The following is a 25863-nucleotide window of genomic DNA, read 5'->3' as shown; positions in this document are numbered from 1 at the left end:
AGAGCCCGTTCCGGACGACGGATTATTGCTGGCGCAGGGCCAGGTCGAAATAGCAATAAGCCTTCCCCCGGCCCTGCGTCAGTACCGTAGGACCGACGGCATTGGCGCGGCCCGACTCATATCCATCGTCGCGCCGACGCCGGCTCGGGTATCGGCGCGATCTTCCGCATGTCCGTCAGAACTCCCTGCCGTCGAACCGCGCGCCGGACGAAACCCGTCCCGTATGTTCCTTGTCGCCTGCGGCATTGAACGAATAGCTCAGCGACAGAACGACATTGGGGTACTTGGGCCTGATACGGGTCGACGAAACGAGCGAAGGAGTCGTGCGGCGGTTCTCGTAACGTGCGGTGCGGAATATGTCGTGCACGACCAGCGCGGCCGAAATGCGGTTCTTACAGAATTGCTGGCGCAGGGCCAAATCGAAATAGCAATAGGCCTTTTCCCGACCTTGCGTCAGTACCGTAGGGCCGACGGCATTGGCATCGAACTGTACTCGGGTCGCGGGTCCGAGCGTGAACTGGTTGATCAGTCCCAGCGCGTAGCTCGTGTTGGAAGCGTCCTCGCACCCCTCGTAGCGGCTGACGAACTTGTATCCGAAAAAGCTTCCGTTGACGGTCATATTCCACCAGCGGGCGACTTTCACGCGTGCGTCGAGCTCCACGCCGCCCGAGCGGTCGCAACCCGCGTTTATCAGCGAATCGAGCGTCACGCCGGGCTCGTAGGCCACGCGGATGCGGTCGATCACGCCCGTTCGCGACCGGAAGAATCCGGTGACCGCGATGCTGCCGCCTTTCCCCGTGCTTTTCCGGTATCCCGCCTCGACGGAATGAATATACTCGGGCCGGATGTCGGGATTTCCGATCTGCTTGGTATAGTAGTCCTCGTAGGTAATATAGGGTTCGAGCTGCCAGATTCCCGGCCGGTTCGTCCGGTAGGAGTAACCGACGGAGAACGTGTTGCCGTGCGGAGCCTCGTACGATGCGTGGAGGGAAGGAAACAGCTCCAGACGCGAAATGTCGCGGTCGGCTCCGGCCACCGATATGGCGAGCTCGTCGAGCGTATTGTCGGCCCTGAGTCCCGCGTCGAACGCTACCGGACCGATCCGGTCGTTCAGCATGGCATAGAGCGAATGGATCTGGCGGCGGTAGAAGAACGGGGCGTACAGGTCGTCCTGCCACTGGAAATCCTGCGCGGCGCGGTCCCAATACGTGATGTTGTAGTCGCCGTGCTCGCTGTAGGACGTGTACTGGTAGCCGATTTCCAGTTTCCCTTGCTCGCGGTAGTTCATCTCGTAGACCGCGCTCCCGTCGAAATCCCAGTGATGCTCCTTCTCGTAGCCGCGCGTACCTTCGTAGCGCGCTCCCGTCGTGTCGAACATGTTGCTTTCGGTGTATTCCAGCGCATACCAGTCGTACCGCAGCCGTCCCGTTATCGAGATCCGGTCGCCCCGCTCGTTCAGCCGGAAAGAGTAATCGGCCAGCAACTGCGCGAGCTGCTTCTCGTTGGAGTAGCGGTCATGGCTGTCGTAGAAAGCGTCGTTTATCACATTGGTCCCCTGCATGCGATGCTCGTAGTAGCCCATGTCGCCGCCCCGGGCGTTCTTGGTGTCGCCGCCTTGGAATTCCAGCGACAGTCTGTGGCGGCGTGAGCCGTACTCCCAACCGAATCGTCCGATATAGGAGGCGTTGTTGCTATGACGGGTTCCGTCGGCGTCGGACGTCGTCGTGTAATCGTCCACGATCGTGGTTTTCTGCTGGCCGAAATCGCTTTTCCCGCGGATTTCGGCCCCGGTTCCGCCCACGTACCATCGGTGAGGTCCTTTGCGGTACGCCAGCAGCACGTCTCCGTTCCACGCCCCCAGCGTGCTTCCGGCCATGCCGACGGCTCCGCTCAGTCCCTCTCCCGTCTGACGCTTGGTGACTATGTTGATGATGCCCGCGTCGCCGTCCGTTTTGTAGCGTGCCGAGGGAGTCGTAATGATCTCGATATCCGCAACGGTCGAGGCGGGAATCTGTTCCATAGCCCGGGTTCCTTCCTGTACGGCGGGTTTGCCGTCCACATAGACGAGAAAGCCCGTACTGCCTCTGAACGACACTTCTCCGTCGGCGTCCACCCGGACCGAGGGAGTAGAGCCGAGAATGTCGGCCGCCGTTCCTCCCGCCGCCGACAGGGACGCGGAGCCGCTGATCCTCTGCCGGTCCAGCTTATAGACGATCCGGCCTCGGGAACCTGTGACGGCAATGCCTTCGAGCCGGTTTTCCTCGGGCACGAGAGAGACGGTCCCCATGTCGATCGGACGGCCGCTGCGGAAAGCGATCGTGTCGCTCGTGTAAGGCCGGTAGCCCAATAGCATGATTTTCAGTAAAAAATCGCCGTTCTCCACTTCGTCGATCCGGAATTCCCCGCCACTGACGATCGTTCTGGCTACCGTTCGATTGCTCGTGTCGACGATCACGACGTCCGCGAAATCGACGTTCGCTCCCGTCGAAGCGTCCGTCACGCGCCCTCTTACGGCAGGGAGAGAGTTCTGACCATGAGCGGCCGGCACGCCTGCGACCGCGACGGCCAGAAGAATAAGGAGCTTCATCATGGCTGGTTCGGAATAGAAAAGGTTTCTTTCGTTTCGGGTCTTCCGCCGCTGCCTCCGAAGCCTGCGGCTGCAAGCGCCGGAAACGGAGCGTCGCGGTTTGACCGCCTAATTTATGACGTAAAGCTCTAAATCGCAAGTTTTGCCTGACGAATCGCGCTTTATTCCGCGAGAATCGCGACCGCATGGCTGAAAAATCGCTTCTCGCGCATCGATCGCCCGCAACGGGAAAAAGCCGCGACCGACCGGTTGCCGTCCGGACAGGAGTTCTGAAACATGGAAAATTTCAAAGCAGACAAGGGTAAAGCGTTCACGCTCCACGAGGCGGGCTCTACTCATTTATTTGCCAGTGAGGTTTTTCCAAGACCGCAGAAGCCAATAATCGGCTCAGTCCGCGTTTCTATGCCCGTACACGAAACATATCCGACCGAAAAACCGGCCGGACCGGAGGCGAGCCCTCAAAGTCGGGTCCGGAACCGGAACGGCCTGCCGCTGCGCGGAAATTCGGGAATCGTACCTTGAAACCGCCCTGACGCATAGAAGTCGTTTTGGCAACCGTCGGTCAGGCAATCAATAAAATACTCTCCTGTTAAGTCCTGAGTACTAACTATCATCCTTATACTTGCAAATATATTCGGATGATATACAAGTCGATACATTCAAAAGCAAACGAAAACGCCATGTTTCGCCTATGTTGCATCCGTAAAAAACAAGCGCTCAACTCGTTAAAAGTTAAGCGCTTGAAATTTATTTCGTTGACCCACCTGGACTCGAACCAAGAAAGGCAGAACCAGAATCTGCAGTGTTACCATTACACCATGGGTCAATATTCACGGCACAAATGTAATCAAAAAAATTTTTTCGACGAAGAAGTTGCGACAAAATTTTTCAAATAAAACGGCTCGAAATAGGCAACATCTTCGAACTTTCTGATTTTCAAAGCCTCTGTCGCCGGCTTTACCAAACCGCGAGCCGAGGGCGTCACATCGACATAATGCACTCCCGGCTCGGTGAAAAGCATTTTGCTCTTGGCCGCGCCGTTGCCGAACAGCACCAGCCGCCCTTGCGCCCGTTCGGCAGCGAAGCTTTCGGCCGTCAGAACGTGAGCCTCCACTTCGGACAACGGCCGGGCCTGCGCGTCGAACAACTGACAGTAGACCTCCATGCGTCTCGCGTCGATCATCGGCAGCAACTTGGCGTCTTCCAGCGATTCCAGATCGAGTATGCCGGCCTCGAAATCCTCCAGCGCGACCTGTACGAGGGCTTCCAGACTGTTTACGGCGATCAACGGCTTTCCGGTCGCATAGCAAATCCCCTTGGCCAGCGATACGGCGATCCGCAGTCCGGTGTAGGAGCCGGGACCCTTGCCGACGGCCACGGCATCCAGTTCGTCGGCATCGAGATCGTTTTCCCGAAGGATTTCCTCCACGTATACGGCCAGATTCTGGGCATGATGCTTCCCCTCGAGATTTTCGCGCAGCGAAAGGAGCCTGCCGTTTTTCGCCAAGGCTACGGAACCGATGTCGGTGCCGGCCTCGATACATAAGATAAGCGACATGGTACGACGGTTTGATTCTGCAAAGTAAGCGAAAAAAATATCAAATCCGATCTCCTCTTGTTATCGTACCGCCCGCCGGGTGCGCAACGGTACGTTCGTTTCGATACGAGGCCGAAAACAAAGGCTTTCTGCCAAAAGTTCCGGCAACCCGGCAGGCCCATGGCTCGCCCGACCGCATGGCAGGCGGCAACGGGAAAGCATGCCGAACGCGCCCGGCCGAAACACGATCGGGAAACGATCGGTTCCGGGAGACGGAAGACAAACAGGAAATCCAAAGTCTCCCGTAGACGCTCGGGAAACAAACCTACGGCGTACAACCGCCTTGTATGGCCGTAAGGTCATATCCGTCCGAAGAATACGGATCGCCCGAAAGCCGCTCCCGGCTTATCGGCGGAGTATCCAGCGCATGAAGGCCCAGCCTCCGAGGATCTGGAGCGACATGCCCGGCAGTCCGATACGGAAATCCTGCAAGGCTGCGCGAAGCGATCCGGTCATCGCCCATTCGCCGAGAGTGCCGATCGCCTGATAACCGAGCACCACAGCCGCAAGCAGCGGCAGCGACACGCGACGGCAACGCGCAGCAGTCAGTCCCGCGGCGACGGCCAGCAGCGACGATTTGAACAGAATAGGGGGCAAAGTATCGGCGACGGGCATGCCGAACAGCGCCGAATTGATCAAAGGCGAGGCAACGGCCGTCAGCATGCCGGCGCGCCAACCGTACTTGTAAGCGGCTATCAGCGTGAAGAAATAGATAGGGAGCCACCGTACGCCGCCCTGCGGAACGAGATGGCACCATTGCGGCAGCAGGACGTTTCCCGCCACGAACAGAGCCGCGATCCAGTAAGTTTTCGCCTGGTCGTACCCCAGCGAATGAAGTTTTACGGTCGTTGCTTGCATATCGATTTTTTTATCGGTTATTCATCGCATTCATAAAATCGCGTATCTGCGCCACGCATTCCTCCGGGGTACGCAAATCGCGGCAACGGGTCTCCAGCGGGCACCAGCCCGTCCCGCTGCGGTTGATCACATGCGGGACCTCTTCGGCGTAACCGACCTTCACTCCGCTGCCGGCCAGAAGGTCCAGAGCGGGCCGGCTGATGACATCGGCATGCAGCTCGCTCACTCCCGCGACGATCATCAGAGCCGCAGCCGCCTTGCCTACGACCTTATCGGCGACGGAGGCCCCGCGCAGAAACCCGGGGTCCTCGCCCGACAGGGCATACAGGTCCGACACTCCCCGTCCCGAGAAGGTACGGATTTCGCCGTGAGCGACCACCAGCGAGTAATTCCCCTCATGCAACAATCGAATCAGTTTTTCCATAATCCGTATGCTATATTTCCTTAATCCGAAACCGGCCGGGCGACACACGGCTCCGCCTGTTTTCCCGCATAGGGCGAAGATCGGAACGGGCGGCGATACGGCGGCGATGCGGTTTTCGGCGCGCCGGAAACCCCGCGTACGGGACTCGCACGGCCGTCCGGTCCCGCGAAATCCGCTATTCCCGCCGTCCGATGCCTCGCAATTTTCCTCCGGCTCCGAAATCTCAGTCCAGCTCGACCAGTTCGTATCGCTGGCTTCCCATTCCGAGCCGCTCGGCATAGTCCAGCGTATGCATGCCGTTGCGCGAGTCGATCCGCTCGATCAGATGCACCTTGCCGTGATCTTCCGAAGCACGGACCCTGTCGACGCAGGCACGGTCGAGGGCTACGGGGTCGAGCGAAGCGAGAATGCCCAGATCGCCCATTTTCGGCTCCTCGGGCGCCGCCACGCAATCGCAGTCCACCGAAAGATTATTCGCCACGCTGATATAAAGAATCCTGTCGCCGCAGTAATCCGCGACCGCCTTGGCAGCCTCGGCCATCGATTCCAGAAAATCGTCCTGCGGAGGAAGGTTTTCCCATACCTCGGACCGATCCCGGGTTTTACCCGCGGAATGTATCCACGCCTTGCCCGCCGACGAAGCGATGCCGATGGAAATATTCTTGATCGCGCCGCCGAATCCGCCCATCGGATGTCCCTTGAAATGGGACAGAACGACCGTAAAGTCGTAGTCGGGATAGTGCGACCCGACGAAATCCTCCTTCAGATGTCTGCCTCCCTTCACCGGCAGCGCCACTTCCCCGTCGGCATCCATGATGTCCACTTCCGCGATCGCCGTGAAACCGTGATCCTCGGCCGCTTTCAGGTGGGACTCCGTATCGGACCGCCCGCCGCCGTACGCGGTGTTGCACTCTACGATCGTTCCCCCGACCCGCCGCACCAGATCTCCGATCAGCGCCGGACTCAGGTAATTATTGTTGCCGGGCTCGCCCGTCGAAAGCTTGACGGCGACCTTGCCTGCCGCCTCGCGGCCCAGCGCCTCGTAAATCTTCACGAGATTCTCGGACGAAATCTCCTTGAACATATAAACCTTGGGCAGCTTTTCCGAGCCCTTCTCCCGAGCGCTGCCGGACCCCGTCGCCGCCAGTGCCGCCGTCATCACCGACATAACCATACGAACAATCTTTTTCATCTCTCGTTCCTCCTCCCGGCAAGCCGCCGGACGAACGTACCGTCGTCGTCCGGCTTTCCCGGGCATGATACAAAGTTACGGGAGAATTTCTTTTTGACAGCGGACAAAACGCAGAATTATCTCTCCCGACAACGGATTGTCACGCAATTCCGGTCATCGTCCGCGTCCCGTGACTACGACCCGCAGGCAGTCTGCATTTCAACCTCGGCTCCGGAACCGTCGGCAGGATCGGACGGCTCCCGACACCCGCCCGCACCGATCCCGATCCGGCCATTCCGGACACATTCCGGGTCAATCGGAGCACGGCCGGCAAGGGCGGAACGGCTATTTTTGTTATAATCGCGCGGCAGACACGGACTCCGGACACGGCCGGCACGCGCACGGAACCGCCCCGGCCGGCAGCCATTCGGCCGGCAAAGCGCCCAAGTCATTTTACAATGAAACTGACAATCAATCCGAAATACGCCCGGCTGCGAGGCTTCACGGAGTCCTTGCCCCGCATATTTCCGACCTCGACCGGAGGAAAGACCCTGTACGAAGGCAGGAACATCGTCAAGCTTTACACGCAGAACGGCCAAAGGATAACGGTCAAGAGCTACGGGCACCTGACTCTGTTCAACAGGCTGATATACGGAAGCCTGCGCAAAAGCAAGGCCGAGCGGGCATTCCGCCATGCCATACGGCTGCAATGCCTCGGAATCGACACGCCCGAAGCCGTCGCCTCGCTCGAGATCCGCCGTTTCGGCATGCTCCGCGACAGCTATTTCGTCTCCGCCTATACGGACTACCTGCCGGTCTCGGACATAACGGCCTCCTTTCCGCAAAACCCCGACTCGCAAAACATGCTGGACCAGCTGGCCGGGTTCCTCGTCGAACTGCACCGGACCGGCGTATATCATCGGGATCTGCATATCGGCAATATTCTGTATCGATGCGACGCCAGGGGAAACTGCCGCTTTCAGCTCATCGACACGAACCGGATGACGTTCCATCGCCGGCTGTCTCAGCGGCGTCGGATCGAGAACCTGCGCCGGCTGGCCTGCGAAACGGACGCCTATCTTTATATTCTGAAGCGGTACGCCGAGGCGACCGGAGCGGACACGCACTCGTTTCAGCTCAGAGGGGTGTTGCTGCGTCTGTTTCTCGAGGCATGGCACCACCTGCGGCACAAAATCAAAAAGGCATTTCGCGCGATCCGCCCGGGCGGAAGGACGGATTCCGCCATAGCGGAAAGATAGAAATCCTCCCGAGCGGCGGAGCGGCAGCGGCCGGCACGCGGCACAGCGCGCGGATGACATTGTACCGGTAAGCCATGCAGGCCAGCGCGAAATAGACGGCGCACTGAACCCACAGCGTCACGTACTCGGCGCGGATGTCGGCCATCGAGGCGCCCATCGAGTTGACCTTGACGAAGGCCAGCGTCCCCGGGGCGGCGGGGAAGACGTAATGGGCGGCTCTCCAGTACCACGGCATCAGTTCGAGCGGGTAGGACACGCCCGACAGGAAGATCAGCCCTACCGAGAAAAACGCGATCATCAGCAGCGGCGCCTCCGAGTCGGTGAAGAACACCGAGACGGCCAGAGCGAAAAAGCAGGTCGCCAGCAGATAGGGGATCATCAGCATCGCGATCAGATATCCGCTCCCGAGTTCCGGCAGATTGAACGCCGCCGGCATCAGCCCGAGCAGGAACACCGAGAAAAGCGCGTACAGCAGGCCGTAGACGAAAGTCTTGCCGGCTATCACGCGTGCCATCCGCCCCAGCGAGACTCCCCCGGCGGCATAGCGGCGAATCGAGCCGCTGTCGCGCTCTTCTCCGCTGGTCATGCCTATGACCATCAGCAGCGTCTGAAAGATGATGACCATCAGAACGGCCGGGATCAGGTAACTGCCGTAGCCCTCGGTATGATTGTACAGCGCGGTGCCGACGACCGTGACGGCCGGGGTCTGCGTGATCGGCTGCACGTCCCCGCGGGGCAGGAAAACGAGCATCTGCGGGCGATAGCGACCGTCGAGTTCGAGCATCGCGCCCGACGCAGCCTCCTGCATGGCCAGATAATAGAGGAATGCCTCCGTCGTCCCGTACATCACGAAAAGCGACTCCTCGCCCCGGCCCACTCTCGTCTCGAAATCTTCGGGAATGTACACGATTCCGACCGCGTCGCCCCGCTTCATCAGCTCCTTGGCTTCCGGAAAACCCGCCTCGTCGGTCAGTACCCTGACCTGAGGCGCGGCGTCGAGCAGCCGCGCATACTCGCGGCTCAGCGGGCTGTGCGAACGATCGACCACCGCTACGGGGGCGTCGCGGATCAGGTTCGGCTCGTACATATAGTTATACAGCAGGCCGTACAGAAAAATGCCGCCCATCAGCACGAGCAACACGGAATAGCTCGTCGAGACGGTGCGGAACTCGTCGGCCGCGATGGCGGCGATATCCCTGAGCTTACTTGATATTTTCATAGCGACGGCTTAAAACGGCTTTTTTCAAGCGAGGCAGTACCAGCAGCGCCGGCAGCGCGAACAGCAGCAGTGCGGCTACGTTCTGCCACGTATAGGCGAACCCGTAGTCGCCGTAGAGCAGGTTCTGACTGATCTCGACGAAATGGCGGACCGGAAACAGGAACGAAGCGTAGTAGACCGGCTCGTACATGAAAGGAGCCGGGAAAGTTACGCCCGAGAGCGTGGCGCCGAGCGAGCCGACCATCGACACCACGCTGATGACGATCCCGATAGCCGGGAAAAGCAAGAACAGGAACACGGCCAAGCATTGCGTAGCCACGACGAACAGGGCCGAGGTCAGATTCAGCGGCCAGAACCCGCACGAGAACGGGATGCGCATCACGCCGAACAGCACGTAATTGGCCAGCACGCTTATCAGAACAAAAATCACGGTATAGGGAAGCAGCTTGCCGGCAACGGCCGAAAAAACGTTCATCCCGGCCGTGCGAAGCCAGTCGTCGCCGGTGCGGAACTTGATCTCGCTGCCGACGGCGTAAACGGTGACCAGCAGCACGATCACCTGGAACAGGATGAAAAAGAACGGTTGGCTCAGGTAAACCGAGTAGTCCAGATCGGGATTGTAAAGCGGATGGCTCTGCGAGGAGACCGGAACCAGAAAGCTCTCGGCCGTCCGCTCGCTCACCCCCAGCGCGACGGCCTCGGTGACGACCGGCGTCATCGCCAGCGGCCGAAGCACCGTCTCGAAAGCGCCGCGCACCTCGCTGCCGACGCTCAGCAGCGCATAGTGATAATAGTAGCGGAGCGTCGCCCCGCGACCGCCCCGAAGGTCGGTCTCGAAACGAGGCGGAATGACCAAATAGCCGTAAATTTCCTTACGCTGCGTCGCCGTCCGGGCCGATTGCTCGTCGGCGTAATGTCCGCTCACGCGGAAAGTAGGCACGGCCTCGACGGTGCGCGTGACGCTGCGCGACGAAGCCGTCCAGTCCAGATCGACCACGCCGACCGGAATGCGCTCCATCTGGCCCGAGCCGAAGATCGTCGCCATGAACAGAATGCAGAACAACGGCAACGCGACGCACACGCCGAAATAGAGCCGGCGGGAAACCATCCGCCGGAGCTCGCGCCTCAGTACGGCCGCAAAGCCCGTTTCCCGCATCCTCTCCATACGCTACGGCTGTTCGCTCAGGTTGACCAGCACCGACATGCCCGGCCGAAGGCCCTCGACCGCCGGCTCGGGCCTCGCCTTCAGCTCGAAGGTGCGCAAGTCGTAGCTGCCCGCCTGTTTGGTCGAGCGCCAGGTGGCATAGCTGCCCAGCGGGCTGATGTAGTATACGCGGAAGACGACTCCCCGCCGGTCGAGCGCGGGTACGTCGGCCCGGAACGTCCCGCCCATACGGAAACGCGGCATCAGGTCCTCGCGCACGTTCAGCACCGCATGCGCGTCTTCGAGCACGACGAGACTCATGATCGGAGTGCCTGCCCCGACCAGCTCGCCCCGCTCGGGATAGACGGCCGCGATCTCGCCCGACTCGGGCGCCGTAAGCCGCGCGTCCTGCAGCAGGGCCGTCACCTCGCCCACGGCTCCGCGAGCCACGTCGACCATCGAGCGGGCGCTCTCGCGGTCTTGTTTCCGGGCCCCGTCCAGAGCCATTCGGTACTGCTCGTAGGCAGCCCGCTCGCCGGCCAACGCATTCTGATAAAGCGCTTCCGCCTCGTCGCGGCGCTGCGACGTGACGACGCTGTCGCGGTAAAGCGACTCGATCCGTTCGCGGGTCGTCCGGGCCAGCTTCAGGTCGGCCTTGGCCTTGATCCATAGCTGCTTCATCGATTCGACGATCTGCCGACGCGTTCCGTCGTCGATCTTCTGGTTTTGGTAAACGGCCACGTCCTCGAGCGCCTGCACCTGCTCGTACTTGGCCAGCGCCTCGGGGCTGTTGATCACCACCAGCGTGTCGCCCGCAGCCACGCGCTCTCCTTCCTCGACCAGAAAACGGTCGATCCGTCCGGGCAATTTGCCGGAGATCCGTATTTCGGTCGCCTCGATCTGTCCCTGCAATACGACCGGTTTGCGGTCCAGCAGAATCATCCCGATCACCGAAACGATCGTCACGGCTACCAGCACCATGACGAACGAAAAGGCCAGGTATTTTTTCGTCTTATCCATAATCGCTCGATTCGTTTAATCGTTTTCGTTCTCGCCGTACAGGCCGTCAGGACCGAAAAGATGCGACTCGGTCCGTCCGCAGAGGCTGTAACGCTCGAAGCGCTCGGGCGCGCCGCAAAGCGACAGCAGATTGGCCAGCGCCACGTCGTATTCGTAATAGGCCAGCAACACGGCGATCCGTGCCTTGGAGAGCATCACCTCGGCATCGACGACCTCGGTCGACGTAGCCATCCCCTCGGCGAAAGCCTTGCGGCGCATGCGCACCAGCTCCCTGCTCAGATCGATCGTCGTGCCGAGGGCCGCCACGCTGCTCAGCGCGTTGCTTATCTGCGCGCAGAGCTTGTCCACTCCCACGTCGATGTCGTCTTCGGCCTGACTGCTGCTCAGCCCGAGCGTCTGCCGGGCGATCTTCGCCTGAGCTATCTTTTTCTCCCGGGCCAGGCCGTCGAACAGCGTCCATGTGAATCCGGCACCGACGACCGTGCGCGGAAGCAGGTTTTTCCGGATGCCGTGCGAATAAAGCGTATGCTTGCCGAAGAGCGCGATTTCGGGAGCGTAACCCGTGCGGCTCATGCGGAGTTCGTTCTCGGCCGCGTCGCTCTGAAGCCCGAGTTGGTTCAGCGCATAGCTGTTGTCTCGGGCCAGAGCCTTGAACCGTTCCGGAGACGGCAGCGTATCGTTGATGAAAAGCGGGGAGACGGGCCGCACGTCGACCGCCGAGTCGATCCGAATCAGCGCCTTCAAAGCGCTCTGCGCGACATCGAGGTCCTTGCGGGCCGTCTCGAGCGCGCGCCGGGCCTCGTCCATGCTCACCTCGACGAACAACCGGTCGGCTTTGTTGATCATGCCGCTCGCCTCGAGCTTCAACGCGTCGCGGTAATGTCGCTCGAGCGCGCGCAACGTCTGCTCCCGGACCTCAACCACGCTCATGCCCAGCCGCAACCCGAAATAGCTCTCGACGAGCAGCGTCTGCATTTGGGCCCCGACCTGAGCCCGGTTTACCTCGGCGACCTCGACCATCGTCCGGCCGATCCGGCCGGCATAGATTCGTTTTCCCCCGGCGAACACCGGCCAGGTCACGTTCGCGTCGATCGTCGCCACATCCTGCGGAGCCAGCGGGAAGCGAAGGGTATAGGTGCCGATATGGTCCAGAAGGCCCGAAATGATTTGGTCGTCGGGCAGGATCGAGTGGATGAAATCCTTGGCCGGATCGGTGAACCGGCTCAACGGCTGCTCGACCTCGATCCGGTTGGCCATGTGCAGATAGGCTCCCGTCACGCTGACGGAAGGGTACCAGAAAGAGCTCACGCGCCGGTGCTCTCCCCGGGCCCAATCGATCGCCCGGTCGGCGATCTGCAGGCTCAGGTTCTTCTCGCGGAGCCTTTCCACGGACTGTCCGAGACTCAGCTCGATCTCCCCGCCCCGACTGCGCGCCGCCCCGTGAACGAGCCAGAGAGCCATGCCGCAACATACGATGTACTTCAACATTTCAAACGGTTATTGTCATTTACGGTCCGGCCGGGCCATCCCCGAAGACGGCCGCGATTTCCCGGCACGGAACGCGAGCGGCCGGGCCGGAATCCGTCTGGGAGCAATAATTGAGCCATTCGGAGTCGAACGGACCTAAAAACAGCGCGATACGGAACCGGAAGCGGCATCTCGGATGAGTTCTGTCCTCTCGGCTCGCCTGCGGAGAGCGGCTATCGCCGCCCGGGACGGACTATCGTCAAAGGGTCCGGAGACAAGTCGAGATTCATCGTTCCGGCCGGTTCTCCGCGCGGCAGGCAACGACGACTGCGACCCGGCCGGCGAATTCTCCGAATACGAAAGGCGCGTCCGATTTCTCCGGCAAGACGATAAGCCGCGAGTTCAAGAGCCCGACAGCAGCCCGTCGTTTCGGAAACCGCTTCCCCGGCGGCCCGAAAGCGCCCCGGAACGGTCCGGACTTTCCTGTCGAACGGAAAGCGAGCCTTCGCATCCCCGCGACGAGGCTGCCCGAATCTGGGCCTCCGCCCGGAAAAACTCCTCGTCGGACCGGTCAACGACTGAAAATCAATATGAAATCCCGAACTATAGGTATCCGATCCCGGTTTTTTACTGAATAATGGGGATTGCCGGCCCATGCGAACCGGTCTAATTTTGCAGCGATTAAAACGCTGGAAATGAAAAACGTCTACTTATTGTCGTCCATGCTCGCCTGTTGGAGCATGATAAGCGTCTGCCCGGCATCGGCACAGAGGCAGAATGCCGATTCGGCCGCGAGGCCCGTGCCGTTCGAATGGAATTTCAAAAAATACCGCGTCGGAGGATACGGAGAAATCCTGTTCCAATACATGACATACGGCACGAACCGCTATACGAACCCCGTCGGCGCCACGCGCGACAACCGGGCGGAGGTTTCGCTGCCGCGCGCCGTGTTCGCGTTCGATTACCACTTCGGCCGAGGTTGGTACCTGGGCACCGAGATCGAGTTCGAGAACGGAGGAACCGGGGCGACGATGGAAATCGAGCATAACAAGGAGGGCGGCGAAATCGAAACCGAAATCGAAAAAGGAGGCGAGGTCGCGCTGGAACAGCTTCACATCACGAAGCACTTCTCGAACGCCTTCAACCTGCGAATCGGACATATGATCGTTCCGGTCGGTTTGACGAACTCCCACCACGAACCGACGCTCTTCTTCGGAACGGTCCGTCCCGAGAGCGAAACGGCGATCCTGCCGTCCACGTGGCACGAAACGGGAATCGCCGTACTGGGCTATCTGGGAGACTTCCGGTACGAGGCCATGCTCGTCAGCGGGCTCGACCCGAACGGATTCTCGTCGGAGAACTGGATCGGCAGCGGCCGCCAGAAGATATTCGAGGTATCCAAGATGACCAATCCGGCCGTAGCCGCGCGGGTCGAGTACTCGGGCATACGCAACCTGAGACTGGCTGTGTCGGGCTACTGCGGCAACACGGCGAAGAATTCGTCCAAGCCCTACGCGATGAGCGGAGTGAAGGGAACGGTGGCCATCGGGTCGTTCGACGCCCAGTACCTGGGGCGCAATTTGATCGCGCGGGCCAACTTCGTCTACGGAACCGTATCGGACGCGAAGGCGATCTACGACATCAACCGCAAGTACTTCAACAACACGGGCTATCCGATCACGCCGTTCGGCAAGGCCGCAATGGCCTACGGGGCCGAAGTCGGGTACGACGTGCTGTCGTGGGCCAATACCCGCAACCGACTGTTCCCGTTCGTCCGGTGGGAATACTACAACACGGGGCAGAAAATCGACCGGGGCGCGCAAGAGCTGCCGCGCTACAAGCGCGACGTGTTCACCGTAGGCCTCAATTACCTGCCGTTGCGCGATCTGGTCATCAAGTTCGACTACTCGTACCGCCGGATCGGAGGCAACAAGTACAACAGCGAAGACACGTTCGGCCTGACGGTGGCCTATTCGGGCTGGTTCGGCTCGAAATAGGGCAGCGGAACGGACCTCATGGCAAGATCACATTAATTATCGTACAAAAATCAAATAAACATGCACGCAATGAAAACGAAAGGATGGATGGGCACGGTCGCACTGGCCGCGCTGCTCGGAGCGACAGGATGCAGTAAGAACGAGGGCGATGGCGGCGGTGGCGGCGGCAGCAGCAACGCCTCGAAGCTCGAAGAATACGCAATGACTCCCGAATGGATCAACTACGCGACGGCCGTATCGTCCGAGCTGCTCGACGACTGCGTCGGCCTGTGGGCCTCGTGGAACGGACCGTCGGGCATTCCCGACGAGGACTGGAACAGGATCGGACGCGATTTCTTCTCGAAGAACACGATCGTCGGCGCCGACGGCTACGCCCAGTACATGAGGACGGCCAGCGAGGGTAACGACAAGTTTACCAGCGGAGTCGATGCGATCCGAACGATTCTGGTCGACGGTTTCGCCAACATCTCGAACGAGGTCGGCTCGTCGAAGATCGGAAACCCGAACTCGCTCGCGCTGAGCGGACAGACGAACGAGGCCGTGCTGCAAGTCGAGTCGTGGTACAGTTGGAACTCGATCACCGATTACTCGGATAACATCATCAGCATCAAGAACGGCTATGCCGGCCGCCGCGGCGCGATCGGAGACCCGGCCGACGCGAACAGCATCTCGGCCTATGTCAAAAGCCAGGACGCCGATCTGGACGCCCGGATGACGGCGGCGATCGACGGAGCCTACAACGCGATCAAGAGCATGCAGGCGCCTTTCCGCAATAACCTGACCGGAAGCAAAGTCGATGCGGCGATCACCGCCTGCTCCGACCTGACCGAGCTGACCGAAGGTTCGCTGCTCGGCCTGTTCGAGAACGCAGGAGACTACGACTTCACCGCCATTCTGACCCAGTACGCCGATCAGGTCGTTACGCCGACCTACAAGGATCTCAAGGAAAAGGCATGGGCACTCTACAACGCGATGGTCGCCCTGCAAGCCGACAACCGGAACCAGAGCAAGGTCGACGCCGCCTGCACGGCGTGGAGAACGATGCGCGTGCCTTGGGAACAGAGCGAGGCCGTGCTGTTCGGCCCTGCCGGCGAAGAGACGGGGCTCGGCTTCGACCCGTCGATGGACAGTTGGCCGCTGGACCAGGAGGACATCGCCACGATCATAACCAACAAGAACCTGTCGAGCGTCGACGACTACATCGGAGCGATCGGCAGCGAATCGGTCCGCGGCTTCCATACCATCGAGCTGCTGCTGTTCAAGGACGGGCAGAACCGAAAGGTGCTCGCCGAATGAATAAGCCCGGCAAGAGAATAAACTATTTACCATATAAGGTTTATGTCTGCATCTCTTAAAAGAAAACAATCGGTCTGTGTGACGGCGCTGATATGCGTCGTCGCACTTTCCGCTTGTACGGACGGAGATTATTACGAGATACTCGACGAGTACGGCAACGTGGCCGACTCGCGGACATTGTCGGCCGGAAAGTCGACCGTGTTCCAGTCGGGCGTATCGGCCTACGACACGCCGGCCGATTGGGTGACGGGCAATCTGAGCACGCGGTTCTACCAAGGCGACGCGCTGTACGACAATCCGCGCGTCAGCGGAGACGATCCGGCGCAGGGCGGCAAGGGGCCTCTGTATGCCGGCTCCTCGTGCGGCAGTTGCCACTCGAACGCCGGAAGAACCTACCCGACGCTCTACTCGGAGGGCGGAACCGGCAGCGGAGGATTCTCGTCGCACCTGATCTACATCACGAAAAAGAACGGCGGATTCTTCCGCAACTACGGACGCGTGCTGCACGATCAGGCGATCACCGGAGTCGAGCCGGAAGGCAAGCTCGGCGTAACCTATTCGGAGAAAACCTATACGTTCCACGACGGGGAGGAATACTCGCTGCTGACGCCGACCTACACGATTTCGGAGTGGTATGCCGACAGCATCGCCGCCGAGGACCTGATCGTCGACGTGCGGATTCCGCTGCGGCACGTCGGTATGGGGCAGATGATGGCGCTCGACCCGACCGAGCTCGAAGAACTCGCACGGCGCAGCAACTATCCCGAATACGGCATTTCGGGCCGCCTGAACTACATCACCGAGCGAGGCAAGCAATATATCGGCATTTCGGGCAACAAGGCTCAGCACGCCGACCTGACCATCGAGCTCGGTTTCTCGTCCGATCTGGGCGTCACGAACGACCGCTATCCGCTGGAGGTGGCCGAAGGCCAGTCCCAAATGCTCGGATACAGCCACTACGGCATTCAGATCTCGACGCACGACATGGAGAACGTCGACTTCTATCTCCACACGTTGGGCGTTCCCGCGCGCCGGAACGTCGACGATCCGATCGTCCAGCAGGGCGAGCAGGCGTTTTACCGCGCCCGCTGCGACTTGTGTCACGTGCCGACGCTCCACACGCGTGCCGACGCTCCGGCGCTGATAGGCGGCACGCGGCTTCCGTGGCTCGCGAGCGAGACGATCCACCCGTACAGCGACTTTCTGCTGCACGATATGGGACCCGACCTCGACAGCCACTATGTCTCGGGGCTGGCGCAGGGATGCGAGTGGCGGACGACTCCGCTGTGGGGCATCGGCCTCCAGCAGAAAGTCAACCAGCACACTTATTTCCTGCATGACGGCCGGGCGCGTAACCTCAAAGAGGCGATCATGTGGCACGGAGGCGAGGGCGCCGTGTCGCGCGAGCTGTTCGCCCGCATGTCGCGCGAGGACCGCGACGCGCTGATCAAGTTCCTCGAATCATTGTAAAAGACAACCGAACACAACGACATGAAGATCAAAATCATACTATTACTGACCCTGTTCGCGGCAACGGCCTCGGCGACGGCTCAGGTCGCGAAACACCGCCACGAGGACCCGTACAACGAGGCGGACAAATACATCGAAAGCGCCGTGATCCCGATGGGAGGCAAGAAAGGATTCAGCTTCGAGACGCGCGCGGGCGATTTCATGCTCAAGCCCTACGTGCTGCTCCAGACGGCCGGCAAGTTCAACTGGTACGACGACGAGCAGCTCGGGCTGGACGATCAGGACAACGTAGCGAACAGCGGCTTCGAGATTCCCTACGCCATTCTGGGCATTTCGGGCCGGGCGTTCAACAAGCTGACGTTCAACCTGACGCTGAACGCGGCCAAGAGCGGAGGCGCGCTGCTGCAGCAGGCGTGGGTCGACGTGAATCTGAAGGATCAGATCCGCTTCCGCGTCGGCAAGTTCAAGACGCCGTTCAGCCAGGCCTATCTGGTCACGCTGGGCGAAACGCTTTTCCCCGTGCTGCCCACCTCGCTGACCTCGTCGGTCTACATGGACCGCAGCCTGAACTCGACCCCGCCGACGATCGCCACGGGATTCGATCTGGGCGTGATGATGCACGGCCTGCTGGGAGGCAAATGGGAATATAACGTGGGCGTGTTCAACGGCACGGGAATCGACGTGAACATGGCGCAGAAGACGCTCAGCGACGATCTGGGCATCCCCTCGCTGCTGTATGCGGCCCGGGTGGCCTTCATGCCCAAGGGCCCGATTCCCGCGCATCAGGGACGAATCGACGACCTGCACAACGACAAGATCATGTTCGCGCTGTCGGCTTCGTACAACGTCGAGGCCAACTGGCAGACGACCAACGACCTGCGGCTCGGATTCGAGTTCACCTACCTCAAGAACCGGCTCTATCTGGGCGCCGAAGCCTACTATCTGAGCTCCGATCTGGTCAAGCGCCAGCGCGTGAACCATACTTACCGCTATATCGGCGGATACGCCCAAGTGGGCTACTTCGTGACTCCCAAACTGCAACCTGCGCTGCGCTGGGACTTCATGGACCGGAACTCGACCGATACGGACGGCTTCCTGAACATGCCGGCCGTCGGACTGAACTATTACATCATGGGCTATAACCTGAAGCTGCAGGCGATGTATCAGTTCCTCGGCCGGTGGGGACACGCGACGCAGGACGCACGCGAGCTGGACGATCTGGGGCTGGCCCAGCATTCGGCCACCGTCATGCTTCAGTTCTCATTCTAACGGACTAACGGAATCATCGAGATGAACGGAACATACCGCCGCCCGTTGCGGGCGGCCGCGCTGGCGCTGCTGCTCTGCACGACGGTCCGCTGCGACAGCGGGGACATTTACGAGTCGCACCAAGCCACGACGGAGGGAGTCTCCGTGCGCGGGACGTTCGAGCTGCTCAATCCGGAAGTCTTTCCCGGAGAGTACGACCTGATCTTCGGTGCTTTCGGCGAAGGAGGAACGTCGGCCCTCTCGTCGGTGAACGTGCTTAAGCCGGCCGACGGAAACAAGGTGGAGCTGTCGATCGAGAACGTGCCGGAAGACGCGTGCTCGGTCCGCCTGTGCATGACCAACTCGGGCCGTCAGGTCGTCTACACGTTTTTCGAATACGCGCTCGACGACGACCGGACGTCGGATATCGACCTGCCTTCCGCACAGATCGACCTGCTGGAATACGACCGCATCCAGCGGCTTGTCTTCCAGCAGTACAACTGCGTCTCCTGCCATCAGGGCGAGAGCGGCGCGGGAGGACTGCTGCTGACCGAGGGAAACAGCTACCGCTCGCTGGTCGGCACGGCTTCGACGCTCTCGGACAAGCTGCGCGTCAAACCTTCGGACCCCGAGGGCAGCTTTCTGCTCGACGCGCTGACCTCGCAGGAGGCGATCAGCTCTCCGCCGCATACCGGATTCGTCACGCGAAGCGAGGACATCGACTTGCTCAGAATCTGGATCGAGAAAGGGTGTCCGCAAAACTAACCTTATGCCTATGTGTTTCTCAAGCAAAATACTGTTTTATAGCAATGTACGCATCGAAATAGGATATTTCGACCGTCCATGCGGCATGCGCGAATGCCATGCCGTACTGCATGTCACCGACACGGAAGCTCCGCTGGCCAAGCAGCTCGGCGACATCCGTGCCGCCTATTTCTACCTGCTGTCGAGCTACGGCGGAGAACTCTGTCCCGTTTTCAAGCGCTACTTTCTGAGCGACGCGGCCAATCAGATCGACGCGCTCCGCTCGGGCGAGAAGCCCTATCCCCCCTGTGCGACTTCCGTCGTGCAGCAACCCCCTCTGGACGGCGGCAAGGTCGCCCTGTGGGTCTACCTGCTTTCGCTCGCCGACGGACAGGTCGCGCCTTTCGAAGGCGGAGTCACGGCCGACCACAACGGCTACCGCCATATCTGGACCGCTTACGGCTCCTCGCCCGACGGAGATTCGGCCCGGCAAACCGAAACGCTGCTCGACCGGTACGCCGAACGGCTCGGGCAGTTCGGATGCACGCTGGAGAACGACTGCGTGCGGACATGGTTTTTCGTGCAGAACGTCGATGTCAACTATGCGGGCGTCGTACGGGCGCGTCGGGAGCTTTTCGAGCATCACGGCCTGACGCCGCAAACCCACTACATCGCCAGTACCGGCATCGAAGGGCGCCATGCCGATCCGAACCGTCTGGTACTGCTCGACGCATACGCCGTCAAAGGACTGCGTCCCGGCCAACAGGTTTATCTGCACGCGAAGGACCACTTGAACCCCACCTACGAGTACGGAGTCACGTTCGAGCGCGGCGTCCGGGTCCGCTACGGCGACCGGAGCCATATTCTGCTGTCGGGCACGGCCAGCATCGACAACCGGGGCGAGATCGTCGCGCCGCAGGACATCGAGGGACAGACCGTCCGGATGCTTGAGAACGTCGAGGCGCTGCTCGCCGAGGCGGGAGCCTCGGCCGCCGACCTGGCCCAGATGATCGTCTACCTGCGGGACCCGGCCGACTATCCGGCCGTGCGAAAAATATTCGAGCTGCGCTACGAAGCGGTTCCCCGGCTGTTCGTGCATGCGCCGGTCTGCCGTCCCGGCTGGCTGATCGAAACGGAATGCATCGCCGTCCTCGAGGACGAAAATCCGGCCTTCGCGCCGCTCTAACACCGACCGGCCTTGTATCCGCGAACGACAAAGGCGCTCGGGCGGACCGCCTTCGCACTGCTGATCGGCATGGCGGTCTGTCTGGCCGCCGCTACTTTCGTCGAAAAGACCGAAGGCAGCGAATTCGCCGCGCGGCATATCTACCGCACGGGGTGGTTCGCGGCATGGTGGGCTCTGATCGCAGCTTCCGCGCTGCCGGTCGCGGTCGTCCGGATCGGACCGGGGAAGCGGGCGGCGGTCGTGTTGCATCTTTCCCTCGGGCTGATCCTGCTCGGAGCCCTGCTGACTTTCGCCACCTCGCAGAAAGGATACGTTCATCTGCGCGAGAGGACGGAAACGGCATGCTTCCGGCCGGAAACCGGAGGGGAAGCCCGGCCGTTGCCGTTCTCGCTGCGGCTCGAGCGGTTCGAGATCGAATGCTATCCGGGCACGCAGGCGCCGGCGGACTATCGGAGCCTGCTGACGGTCGTCGATTCCCGGGGGCCGCGGCCGGCCGTCGTATCGATGAACCGCATCCTGTCGCGCGACGGATACCGCCTCTACCAGACCTCTTTCGACGAGGACATGCGGGGCAGCATCCTGTCGGTCAACCGAGACCCCTACGGCATTCCGGTCACATATGCGGGCTATCTGCTGCTCGGCGTCTCGATGATCGGCACGCTGTGCTCGAAACGGTCGGGCTTCCGCCGACTGCTGCGCCATCCGCTGCTGAAGCGGGGGGGCTGCCTGCTGCTTTTCGCCTCGGTGTGCTGCGGCGCATCGGCCGGAGCGCCGGCAACGCTGGACCGGGAGACCGCCGACGCGCTGGGCCGGCTGCGGATGCTGTACGGCGGCCGGGTGGCTCCGGTCCAGTCATTCGCCCGCGACCTTACGGTCAAAATCTGCGGGAAGCCCACTTACGGAAAATATACGGCCGAGCAGGTGCTCGCGGGCTGGATATTCTTCCCCGAACAGTGGCAGCACGAGCCGATGATCCGAATCAAGCAGGATACGGTGCGGAAGCTTCTCGGCTCGGGGGCGACGGCCGCGCTGACCGACTTCTTCGGCCCGGGGCGGAGCTACCGGCTCGCCGAAGCGATCCGGCACGGAGCGGACCGCAGCGACCCGGCGCATCGGGCTTTCGCCGAAGCGGACGAGAAAATCCAGCTGATCGCCATGATTCAGTCGGGCAGGGTGCTCCGGCTGTTTCCCGAACAGGGGGAGAACGGAACGCAGTGGTATGCGCCGACCGAGCCGGTACGGGCGCTTCCGAAAGGCGACTCGGTTTTCATCAAGGGCATTTTCCCGCTGATGTACGAAGCCGTCCGCAACGGCGACAGCGACGGACTGCGCGGCCTGATCGACAAAACGGCCGCTTTCCAGCGGGAACGGGGAGCCGCCGGGTTTCTGCCGGAAGGACGGCTGAAGGCCGAGCTGCTGTACAACCGGCTCAACGCGGTCCCGTGGCTTTACCGGATCGACCTTTGTTGCGGACTGCTGGCATTCGCATATTTCGTATGGAGTCTCGCCTCGGGCAGGCGAAATCGCCGGATCGAGCGTCTGTCGCTCGTGCCCTTGGCGGGAACGGCCGTCCTGCTGACCGTCTCGATGGCGCTGCGGGGCTACGCCGCCGGGCACCTGCCGCTGGGCAACGGATACGAGACGATGATTTTCGTCGCGTGGTGTCTGTCGCTCCTCGCGCTCGGAATCGGCCGCCGCTTTCCGATCGCGGCGGCCTCGGGCCTGCTGATGTCGGGATTCGCGCTGCTGGTCGCCTCGCTGGGCATGGCCAATCCGCAGATTACGCCGCTCGTGCCCGTGCTGCGCTCGCCCTGGCTCAGTCTGCATGTCTCGTTGATCATGGTGTCGTACGCGCTGCTGGGCCTGCTGATGCTGAACGGAACCGCGGCGCTCGCGCTGGCAGCGGCGGCACGGGCCGGAACGGCGGAGCGAACGTCGCGGACGCTGGCGAGACTCCGGCTTTTCGGACGGCTGCTGCTCTATCCGGCCGTATTCCTGCTGACCGCAGGCATTTTCACCGGGGCCGTCTGGGCCAATGCGTCATGGGGACGCTACTGGGGATGGGATCCCAAAGAAGTCTGGGCGCTGATCACGCTGATCGTCTACGCGCTGCCGCTGCACGAGCGAAGCCTCGCCCGGTTCCGCAGACCGCTTTTTTTCCATGCCTACACCTTGTGGGCATTCGCTGCGGTACTGATGACCTATTTCGGCGTAAATTACTTCCTCGGCGGCATGCACAGCTACGGGGGAGGATTCCGGCCGGGATACGCCGCCGCGACTGTCTTCGCCGCCGTAACGGCCTTCGCGCTGCTGACGGTCGCGGCCCTGATCCGGCAACGCCGCACGGACGCATAGGCCGGGAGCATCCCCGGCGCAACGGCAGCGAGGCGGCTTTACGACTGCCGTCGCCGCAACGCCTCGCTACGAAGGCATCCGGAAACATGCCGCAATGCCCCGGGACAGTCCGAAATCCATCGTAAAACGGAAACGAAAGAGAACGGGGCCGGCAAATTTTACTTATCTTTACGAAAACATCTTCCGGACAAACCGTTTCCCGTCATGAAAAAGTATCTGTATTTCGCCCTGGCGGTCCTTTACGCCTGTTCGCCCGCCCTCGCGCAAGACGACTATCCGACCGAGACCGATCTCTACGTTTTCTGGCAACCCGACCGGCCGCTGACCCCGGCCGACTTTCAGAAAAGCGATTCGCTGTCGGAATTAAATAAATATATGTACGACTCTTGTCGTATCGGTTGCGTAGCGTCCGTCGGTTTATGGACACAGGCGGACGCGCCTAAAAGAAAAAAATGGACAAGAGAACACGGTGAAAAAATATATGTCGTCCCTGCATTCGAAAAAGGGGATTCTTATATCATACATAACGATACGGCCGGGATTGCGCACGAACAAATCATATTCGACTTGCACGAAGTCGGTGCCCGATTATTACGATTCAAACTACAAGAAGCAACGGAAACAACGGACCATGCCCTCGGGACTCAAGCTCTTTTATTCAAAACTTATGAAGCAGAAATTCGCAAATTCGTAAAAGAAATGACTTATTCTTTTACGATATCGGTCCTCGTCGAAAAAAATGACAGCCTCGCCCGCTGGCGGGCCATGGTGGACGACTGTCTGGAAAAGTACGCGGACTATGCGACCCGGCCTGAGGACTGTGCCCGGTTCATCTTGAACAAGCCGCTGCTTGACGGTTATTCGACAATCAAAATGCTACAAGGAGACTTCCAACAACGAGATTCCTCGGGAAATCTTATAGTGGTCACACAAAGCAAACTCCCAGACACGGGCACTCCCATTTACAAAAACGAAAAGCGTAGGAGGCCGATCGACCGCCGGCCTCGGATATTCCGCTAAGACAATTTCAACAAAGACAGACATGCCAGACCCGAGCCTGTACGCATATGCTTCGGGAAAGAACCCCCAAATCGTACTTCCGTAAAGATTCCCGACCGACATATCGCGGGCCGGTTATTCTGTCGTGAACAAAGAAGCAGAAAGACCGTTCCCGAACGCACAACGAACGGACGGACATCAGATTCCGATATCCCGCTTCATAAAAACTTTATCCTGAACAAAAAACGGTCGAACAGCCACGGCATCGAAACACGGCTGAAATACCCAGACGGCGATCAGTGCTCGTACGGATTGCCTCTGTCGGCCACCTGCCGGGCCGGAACGCCGGCGATCGTCGTGTCGGGCCGCTCGAACGACCTGTTCACGACGGCATTGGCGCCGACGGCGGTCCGGTCGGCAATCCGGATCCGGCCGTAAATCTTGGCTCCTGGGCCGATATAGACATGATCGCCTATCTCGGGGACATCGTCTTTCCCGAAACCCTCCCCGATATTGACGCCCTGATGAATGTCGCAAAAGGCGCCGACGCGCGCCTTCGGATTGACGACGATCAGACCGTAATGGTTGATCCGCAATCCGGGACCGAATACGTTGATCGGAATAGAAAAGCCGAGCCGGACGCCGTAAATTTCATGTACGGCGCCCCAGAACTTTTTCATAATCCGGCCGAAAAGCGAACGGCCGGTATTCGCGTAATACTCGTGCTTGCGCAAGGCCACTTGGAATTTCCAGACCCGGTAGCCGGTCAGGGGCGGCCGCTTGGCCCGCCGGATTCCCAAAGCGCGGCGGTCGAGCTCCAGATATCGCTGCAAATCGGATTTGGATAAAATCATAACGGTCGGAATAATTAGGATTCGATTCAGAGACGGCAATTCTCGAAATAAATATACGAAAATTTCACGGATAACGCTCCGCAAGTCGAGAAAAAAACATTCAGGATACGGACGGAACGGGATCTCAAAACGGGACGAGCGTCCCGGACTGGCACTCAGTCCTTATCTTTTCCACCTTCGGGACGGTCGAATTCGATCGGACCGAGCTTGCCCATCAGCGAGCGGACCTGGGCAGCCCGGCGCACCATGTAGCCCGACGGAGCGGCCATGTCGCGGCGGAGCGGATTGGGCAGTACGGTCGCTATCATCGAGGCCTCGTAGGCGTTCAGCTCGGCGGCAGTCTTGCCGTACACGCCGCGGGCCGGAGCCTCGACTCCGTACATGTTGCGGCCCGTTTCTATGACATTCAGATAAACCTCCATGATCCGCCGCTTGCTCCAGAAAGTCTCGATCAGTACGGTGAACCACGCCTCGACCCCTTTGCGCAGCCATGTGCGGGCAGGCAGGCAAAACACGTTCTTGGCCGTCTGCTGCGAGATCGTACTGCCGCCCCGCAGCCGCTTTCCCTCGCGGTTCTCGTCGAGCGCCCGGTCGATCGCGTCCCAGTCGAATCCCCGGTGCGAGAGGAAATGGTTGTCCTCGGTGGCGATCACGGCGCGCACCATCGGCATGGCCACCTTCCGCAGCGGAACCCAGTTCGAGCGCACCCGAAGCCCCTCCTCGGGCAGATGCTCCGCCAGACGGATCGCCTTGAGCGGCGTGAGCGTCACCGGAACCCACCGCAACAACAGCGTGTAGCCGAGCGAGAACGTGATGAAAAAAACGGCCAGATATGCCACCAAACGGCCCAGATAGCGCATAGCGAAACCAGTCAATCGTCCTTCCCGTACGAGGGCCGGCATCATTGCTGCACCCCTTCCGGTCGGCGGGCAAAAATAATATAAATTTTGACAAATCATAATGAAAAA

At 60.5% G+C, this 25863-nt stretch carries 20 protein-coding genes and 1 tRNA gene; 9 read left to right on the top strand and 12 right to left on the bottom strand.

All coding sequences use genetic code 11. The features are described from left to right. Positions 1 to 175 precede the first annotated feature (175 nt). From NQ491_RS07110 to NQ491_RS07085, 6 genes are all read right to left on the bottom strand, one after another. A complete protein-coding gene (locus NQ491_RS07110) occupies positions 176 to 2590 on the bottom strand; it encodes a TonB dependent receptor (protein ID WP_019246243.1) in 2415 nt (804 codons plus the stop codon). A gap of 752 nt (positions 2591 to 3342) precedes the next feature. After that, a tRNA-Gln gene (locus NQ491_RS07105) sits at positions 3343 to 3413 on the bottom strand. A gap of 21 nt (positions 3414 to 3434) precedes the next feature. Then, entirely contained in the window at positions 3435 to 4145 is a 711-nt protein-coding gene (tsaB, locus tag NQ491_RS07100) for a tRNA (adenosine(37)-N6)-threonylcarbamoyltransferase complex dimerization subunit type 1 TsaB (protein ID WP_019246240.1), read from the bottom strand. A gap of 384 nt (positions 4146 to 4529) precedes the next feature. Further along, on the bottom strand, positions 4530 to 5042 hold the full coding sequence (locus NQ491_RS07095; RefSeq protein WP_019246239.1) for a hypothetical protein: 513 nt from the start codon (positions 5040 to 5042) through the stop codon (positions 4530 to 4532). A gap of 10 nt (positions 5043 to 5052) precedes the next feature. Then, complete coding sequence (locus tag NQ491_RS07090; protein ID WP_026089700.1) at positions 5053 to 5466, bottom strand: DUF1893 domain-containing protein; 414 nt, start codon at positions 5464 to 5466, stop codon at positions 5053 to 5055. Positions 5467 to 5689: 223 nt separating this feature from the next. After that, the gene (locus NQ491_RS07085; protein ID WP_390620790.1) at positions 5690 to 6625 is read right to left on the bottom strand and encodes a DUF362 domain-containing protein; all 936 of its coding nucleotides are present in this window, start codon (positions 6623 to 6625) and stop codon (positions 5690 to 5692) included. 470 nt (positions 6626 to 7095) lie between these two features. On the opposite strand from NQ491_RS07085, the gene NQ491_RS07080 reads away from it, so the two are divergent. Next, positions 7096 to 7896: a lipopolysaccharide kinase InaA family protein gene (locus NQ491_RS07080; RefSeq protein ID WP_019246236.1), complete on the top strand. Its 801-nt coding sequence runs from the start codon at positions 7096 to 7098 to the stop codon at positions 7894 to 7896. Here the strand turns inward: NQ491_RS07080 and NQ491_RS07075 are convergent. Genes NQ491_RS07075 through NQ491_RS07060 form a run of 4 tightly spaced genes read right to left on the bottom strand, consistent with a single transcriptional unit; the run spans position 7832 to position 12767 of the window. Further along, the gene (locus NQ491_RS07075) at positions 7832 to 9115 is read right to left on the bottom strand and encodes an ABC transporter permease (protein ID WP_019246235.1); all 1284 of its coding nucleotides are present in this window, start codon (positions 9113 to 9115) and stop codon (positions 7832 to 7834) included. The two genes, NQ491_RS07080 and NQ491_RS07075, sit on opposite strands and share 65 nt — an antisense overlap. Continuing rightward, positions 9099 to 10271 (bottom strand): ABC transporter permease, encoded by a 1173-nt coding sequence (locus NQ491_RS07070; protein ID WP_026089698.1) that lies wholly within the window; start codon positions 10269 to 10271, stop codon positions 9099 to 9101. The genes NQ491_RS07075 and NQ491_RS07070 overlap by 17 nt, the downstream gene beginning before the upstream one ends. 12 nt (positions 10272 to 10283) lie before the next feature. After that, positions 10284 to 11279 carry an HlyD family secretion protein gene (locus tag NQ491_RS07065; protein WP_019246233.1) on the bottom strand — a complete coding sequence of 332 codons (996 nt, stop codon included), beginning with the start codon at positions 11277 to 11279 and terminating at the stop codon, positions 10284 to 10286. A 15-nt stretch (positions 11280 to 11294) separates the two neighbouring features. Next, positions 11295 to 12767 carry a TolC family protein gene (locus NQ491_RS07060; protein ID WP_019246232.1) on the bottom strand — a complete coding sequence of 491 codons (1473 nt, stop codon included), beginning with the start codon at positions 12765 to 12767 and terminating at the stop codon, positions 11295 to 11297. A gap of 674 nt (positions 12768 to 13441) precedes the next feature. On the opposite strand from NQ491_RS07060, the gene NQ491_RS07055 reads away from it, so the two are divergent. The 8 genes from NQ491_RS07055 to NQ491_RS07020 all read left to right on the top strand — a co-directional run bounded on the left by NQ491_RS07055 (position 13442) and on the right by NQ491_RS07020 (position 24062). After that, a complete protein-coding gene (locus NQ491_RS07055) occupies positions 13442 to 14743 on the top strand; it encodes a hypothetical protein (protein WP_019246230.1) in 1302 nt (433 codons plus the stop codon). A 69-nt stretch (positions 14744 to 14812) separates the two neighbouring features. Next, the gene (locus NQ491_RS07050; RefSeq protein WP_019246229.1) at positions 14813 to 16039 is read left to right on the top strand and encodes an imelysin family protein; all 1227 of its coding nucleotides are present in this window, start codon (positions 14813 to 14815) and stop codon (positions 16037 to 16039) included. 42 nt (positions 16040 to 16081) lie between these two features. Next, on the top strand, positions 16082 to 17509 hold the full coding sequence (locus NQ491_RS07045; RefSeq protein ID WP_034283065.1) for a di-heme oxidoredictase family protein: 1428 nt from the start codon (positions 16082 to 16084) through the stop codon (positions 17507 to 17509). Positions 17510 to 17530: 21 nt separating this feature from the next. Further along, a complete protein-coding gene (locus tag NQ491_RS07040) occupies positions 17531 to 18778 on the top strand; it encodes a porin (protein ID WP_019246227.1) in 1248 nt (415 codons plus the stop codon). 21 nt (positions 18779 to 18799) lie between these two features. After that, positions 18800 to 19522: a hypothetical protein gene (locus NQ491_RS07035; RefSeq protein ID WP_019246226.1), complete on the top strand. Its 723-nt coding sequence runs from the start codon at positions 18800 to 18802 to the stop codon at positions 19520 to 19522. A 10-nt stretch (positions 19523 to 19532) separates the two neighbouring features. Next, positions 19533 to 20687 carry a Rid family hydrolase gene (locus NQ491_RS07030; RefSeq protein WP_019246225.1) on the top strand — a complete coding sequence of 385 codons (1155 nt, stop codon included), beginning with the start codon at positions 19533 to 19535 and terminating at the stop codon, positions 20685 to 20687. A 12-nt stretch (positions 20688 to 20699) separates the two neighbouring features. Beyond that, a complete protein-coding gene (locus NQ491_RS07025; RefSeq protein ID WP_019246224.1) occupies positions 20700 to 23042 on the top strand; it encodes a cytochrome c biogenesis protein in 2343 nt (780 codons plus the stop codon). 204 nt (positions 23043 to 23246) lie between these two features. Further along, positions 23247 to 24062, top strand: coding sequence for a hypothetical protein (locus NQ491_RS07020; protein ID WP_019246223.1), 816 nt, complete (start codon positions 23247 to 23249; stop codon positions 24060 to 24062). Between the two features lie 275 nt (positions 24063 to 24337). Here the strand turns inward: NQ491_RS07020 and NQ491_RS07015 are convergent, their stop codons facing one another. Further along, positions 24338 to 24895 (bottom strand): serine O-acetyltransferase, encoded by a 558-nt coding sequence (locus NQ491_RS07015; protein WP_019246222.1) that lies wholly within the window; start codon positions 24893 to 24895, stop codon positions 24338 to 24340. Between the two features lie 155 nt (positions 24896 to 25050). Continuing rightward, positions 25051 to 25770 (bottom strand): monofunctional biosynthetic peptidoglycan transglycosylase, encoded by a 720-nt coding sequence (mtgA, locus tag NQ491_RS07010; protein WP_232423201.1) that lies wholly within the window; start codon positions 25768 to 25770, stop codon positions 25051 to 25053. Positions 25771 to 25863: the final 93 nt, after the last annotated feature.

The sequence above is a fragment of the Alistipes ihumii AP11 genome (assembly GCF_025144665.1).
Classification (GTDB): Bacteria; Bacteroidota; Bacteroidia; order Bacteroidales; family Rikenellaceae; genus Alistipes_A; species Alistipes_A ihumii.
This window is presented reverse-complemented; position numbering and strand designations above follow the sequence as displayed.

Excerpts from the sequence above, each read along its gene's own strand:
- NQ491_RS07110 (WP_019246243.1), bottom strand. The coding sequence starts at position 2,590 with ATGATGAAGCTCCTTATTCTTCTGGCCGTCGCGGTCGCAGGCGTGCCG.
- tsaB (WP_019246240.1), bottom strand. The coding sequence starts at position 4,145 with ATGTCGCTTATCTTATGTATCGAGGCCGGCACCGACATCGGTTCCGTA.
- NQ491_RS07095 (WP_019246239.1), bottom strand. The coding sequence starts at position 5,042 with ATGCAAGCAACGACCGTAAAACTTCATTCGCTGGGGTACGACCAGGCG.
- NQ491_RS07090 (WP_026089700.1), bottom strand. The coding sequence starts at position 5,466 with ATGGAAAAACTGATTCGATTGTTGCATGAGGGGAATTACTCGCTGGTG.
- NQ491_RS07085 (WP_390620790.1), bottom strand. The coding sequence starts at position 6,625 with ATGACGGCGGCACTGGCGGCGACGGGGTCCGGCAGCGCTCGGGAGAAG.
- NQ491_RS07080 (WP_019246236.1), top strand. The coding sequence starts at position 7,096 with ATGAAACTGACAATCAATCCGAAATACGCCCGGCTGCGAGGCTTCACG.
- NQ491_RS07075 (WP_019246235.1), bottom strand. The coding sequence starts at position 9,115 with ATGAAAATATCAAGTAAGCTCAGGGATATCGCCGCCATCGCGGCCGAC.
- NQ491_RS07070 (WP_026089698.1), bottom strand. The coding sequence starts at position 10,271 with ATGCGGGAAACGGGCTTTGCGGCCGTACTGAGGCGCGAGCTCCGGCGG.
- NQ491_RS07065 (WP_019246233.1), bottom strand. The coding sequence starts at position 11,279 with ATGGATAAGACGAAAAAATACCTGGCCTTTTCGTTCGTCATGGTGCTG.
- NQ491_RS07060 (WP_019246232.1), bottom strand. The coding sequence starts at position 12,767 with ATGTTGAAGTACATCGTATGTTGCGGCATGGCTCTCTGGCTCGTTCAC.
- NQ491_RS07055 (WP_019246230.1), top strand. The coding sequence starts at position 13,442 with ATGAAAAACGTCTACTTATTGTCGTCCATGCTCGCCTGTTGGAGCATG.
- NQ491_RS07050 (WP_019246229.1), top strand. The coding sequence starts at position 14,813 with ATGAAAACGAAAGGATGGATGGGCACGGTCGCACTGGCCGCGCTGCTC.
- NQ491_RS07045 (WP_034283065.1), top strand. The coding sequence starts at position 16,082 with ATGTCTGCATCTCTTAAAAGAAAACAATCGGTCTGTGTGACGGCGCTG.
- NQ491_RS07040 (WP_019246227.1), top strand. The coding sequence starts at position 17,531 with ATGAAGATCAAAATCATACTATTACTGACCCTGTTCGCGGCAACGGCC.
- NQ491_RS07035 (WP_019246226.1), top strand. The coding sequence starts at position 18,800 with ATGAACGGAACATACCGCCGCCCGTTGCGGGCGGCCGCGCTGGCGCTG.
- NQ491_RS07030 (WP_019246225.1), top strand. The coding sequence starts at position 19,533 with ATGTGTTTCTCAAGCAAAATACTGTTTTATAGCAATGTACGCATCGAA.
- NQ491_RS07020 (WP_019246223.1), top strand. The coding sequence starts at position 23,247 with ATGAAAAAGTATCTGTATTTCGCCCTGGCGGTCCTTTACGCCTGTTCG.
- NQ491_RS07015 (WP_019246222.1), bottom strand. The coding sequence starts at position 24,895 with ATGATTTTATCCAAATCCGATTTGCAGCGATATCTGGAGCTCGACCGC.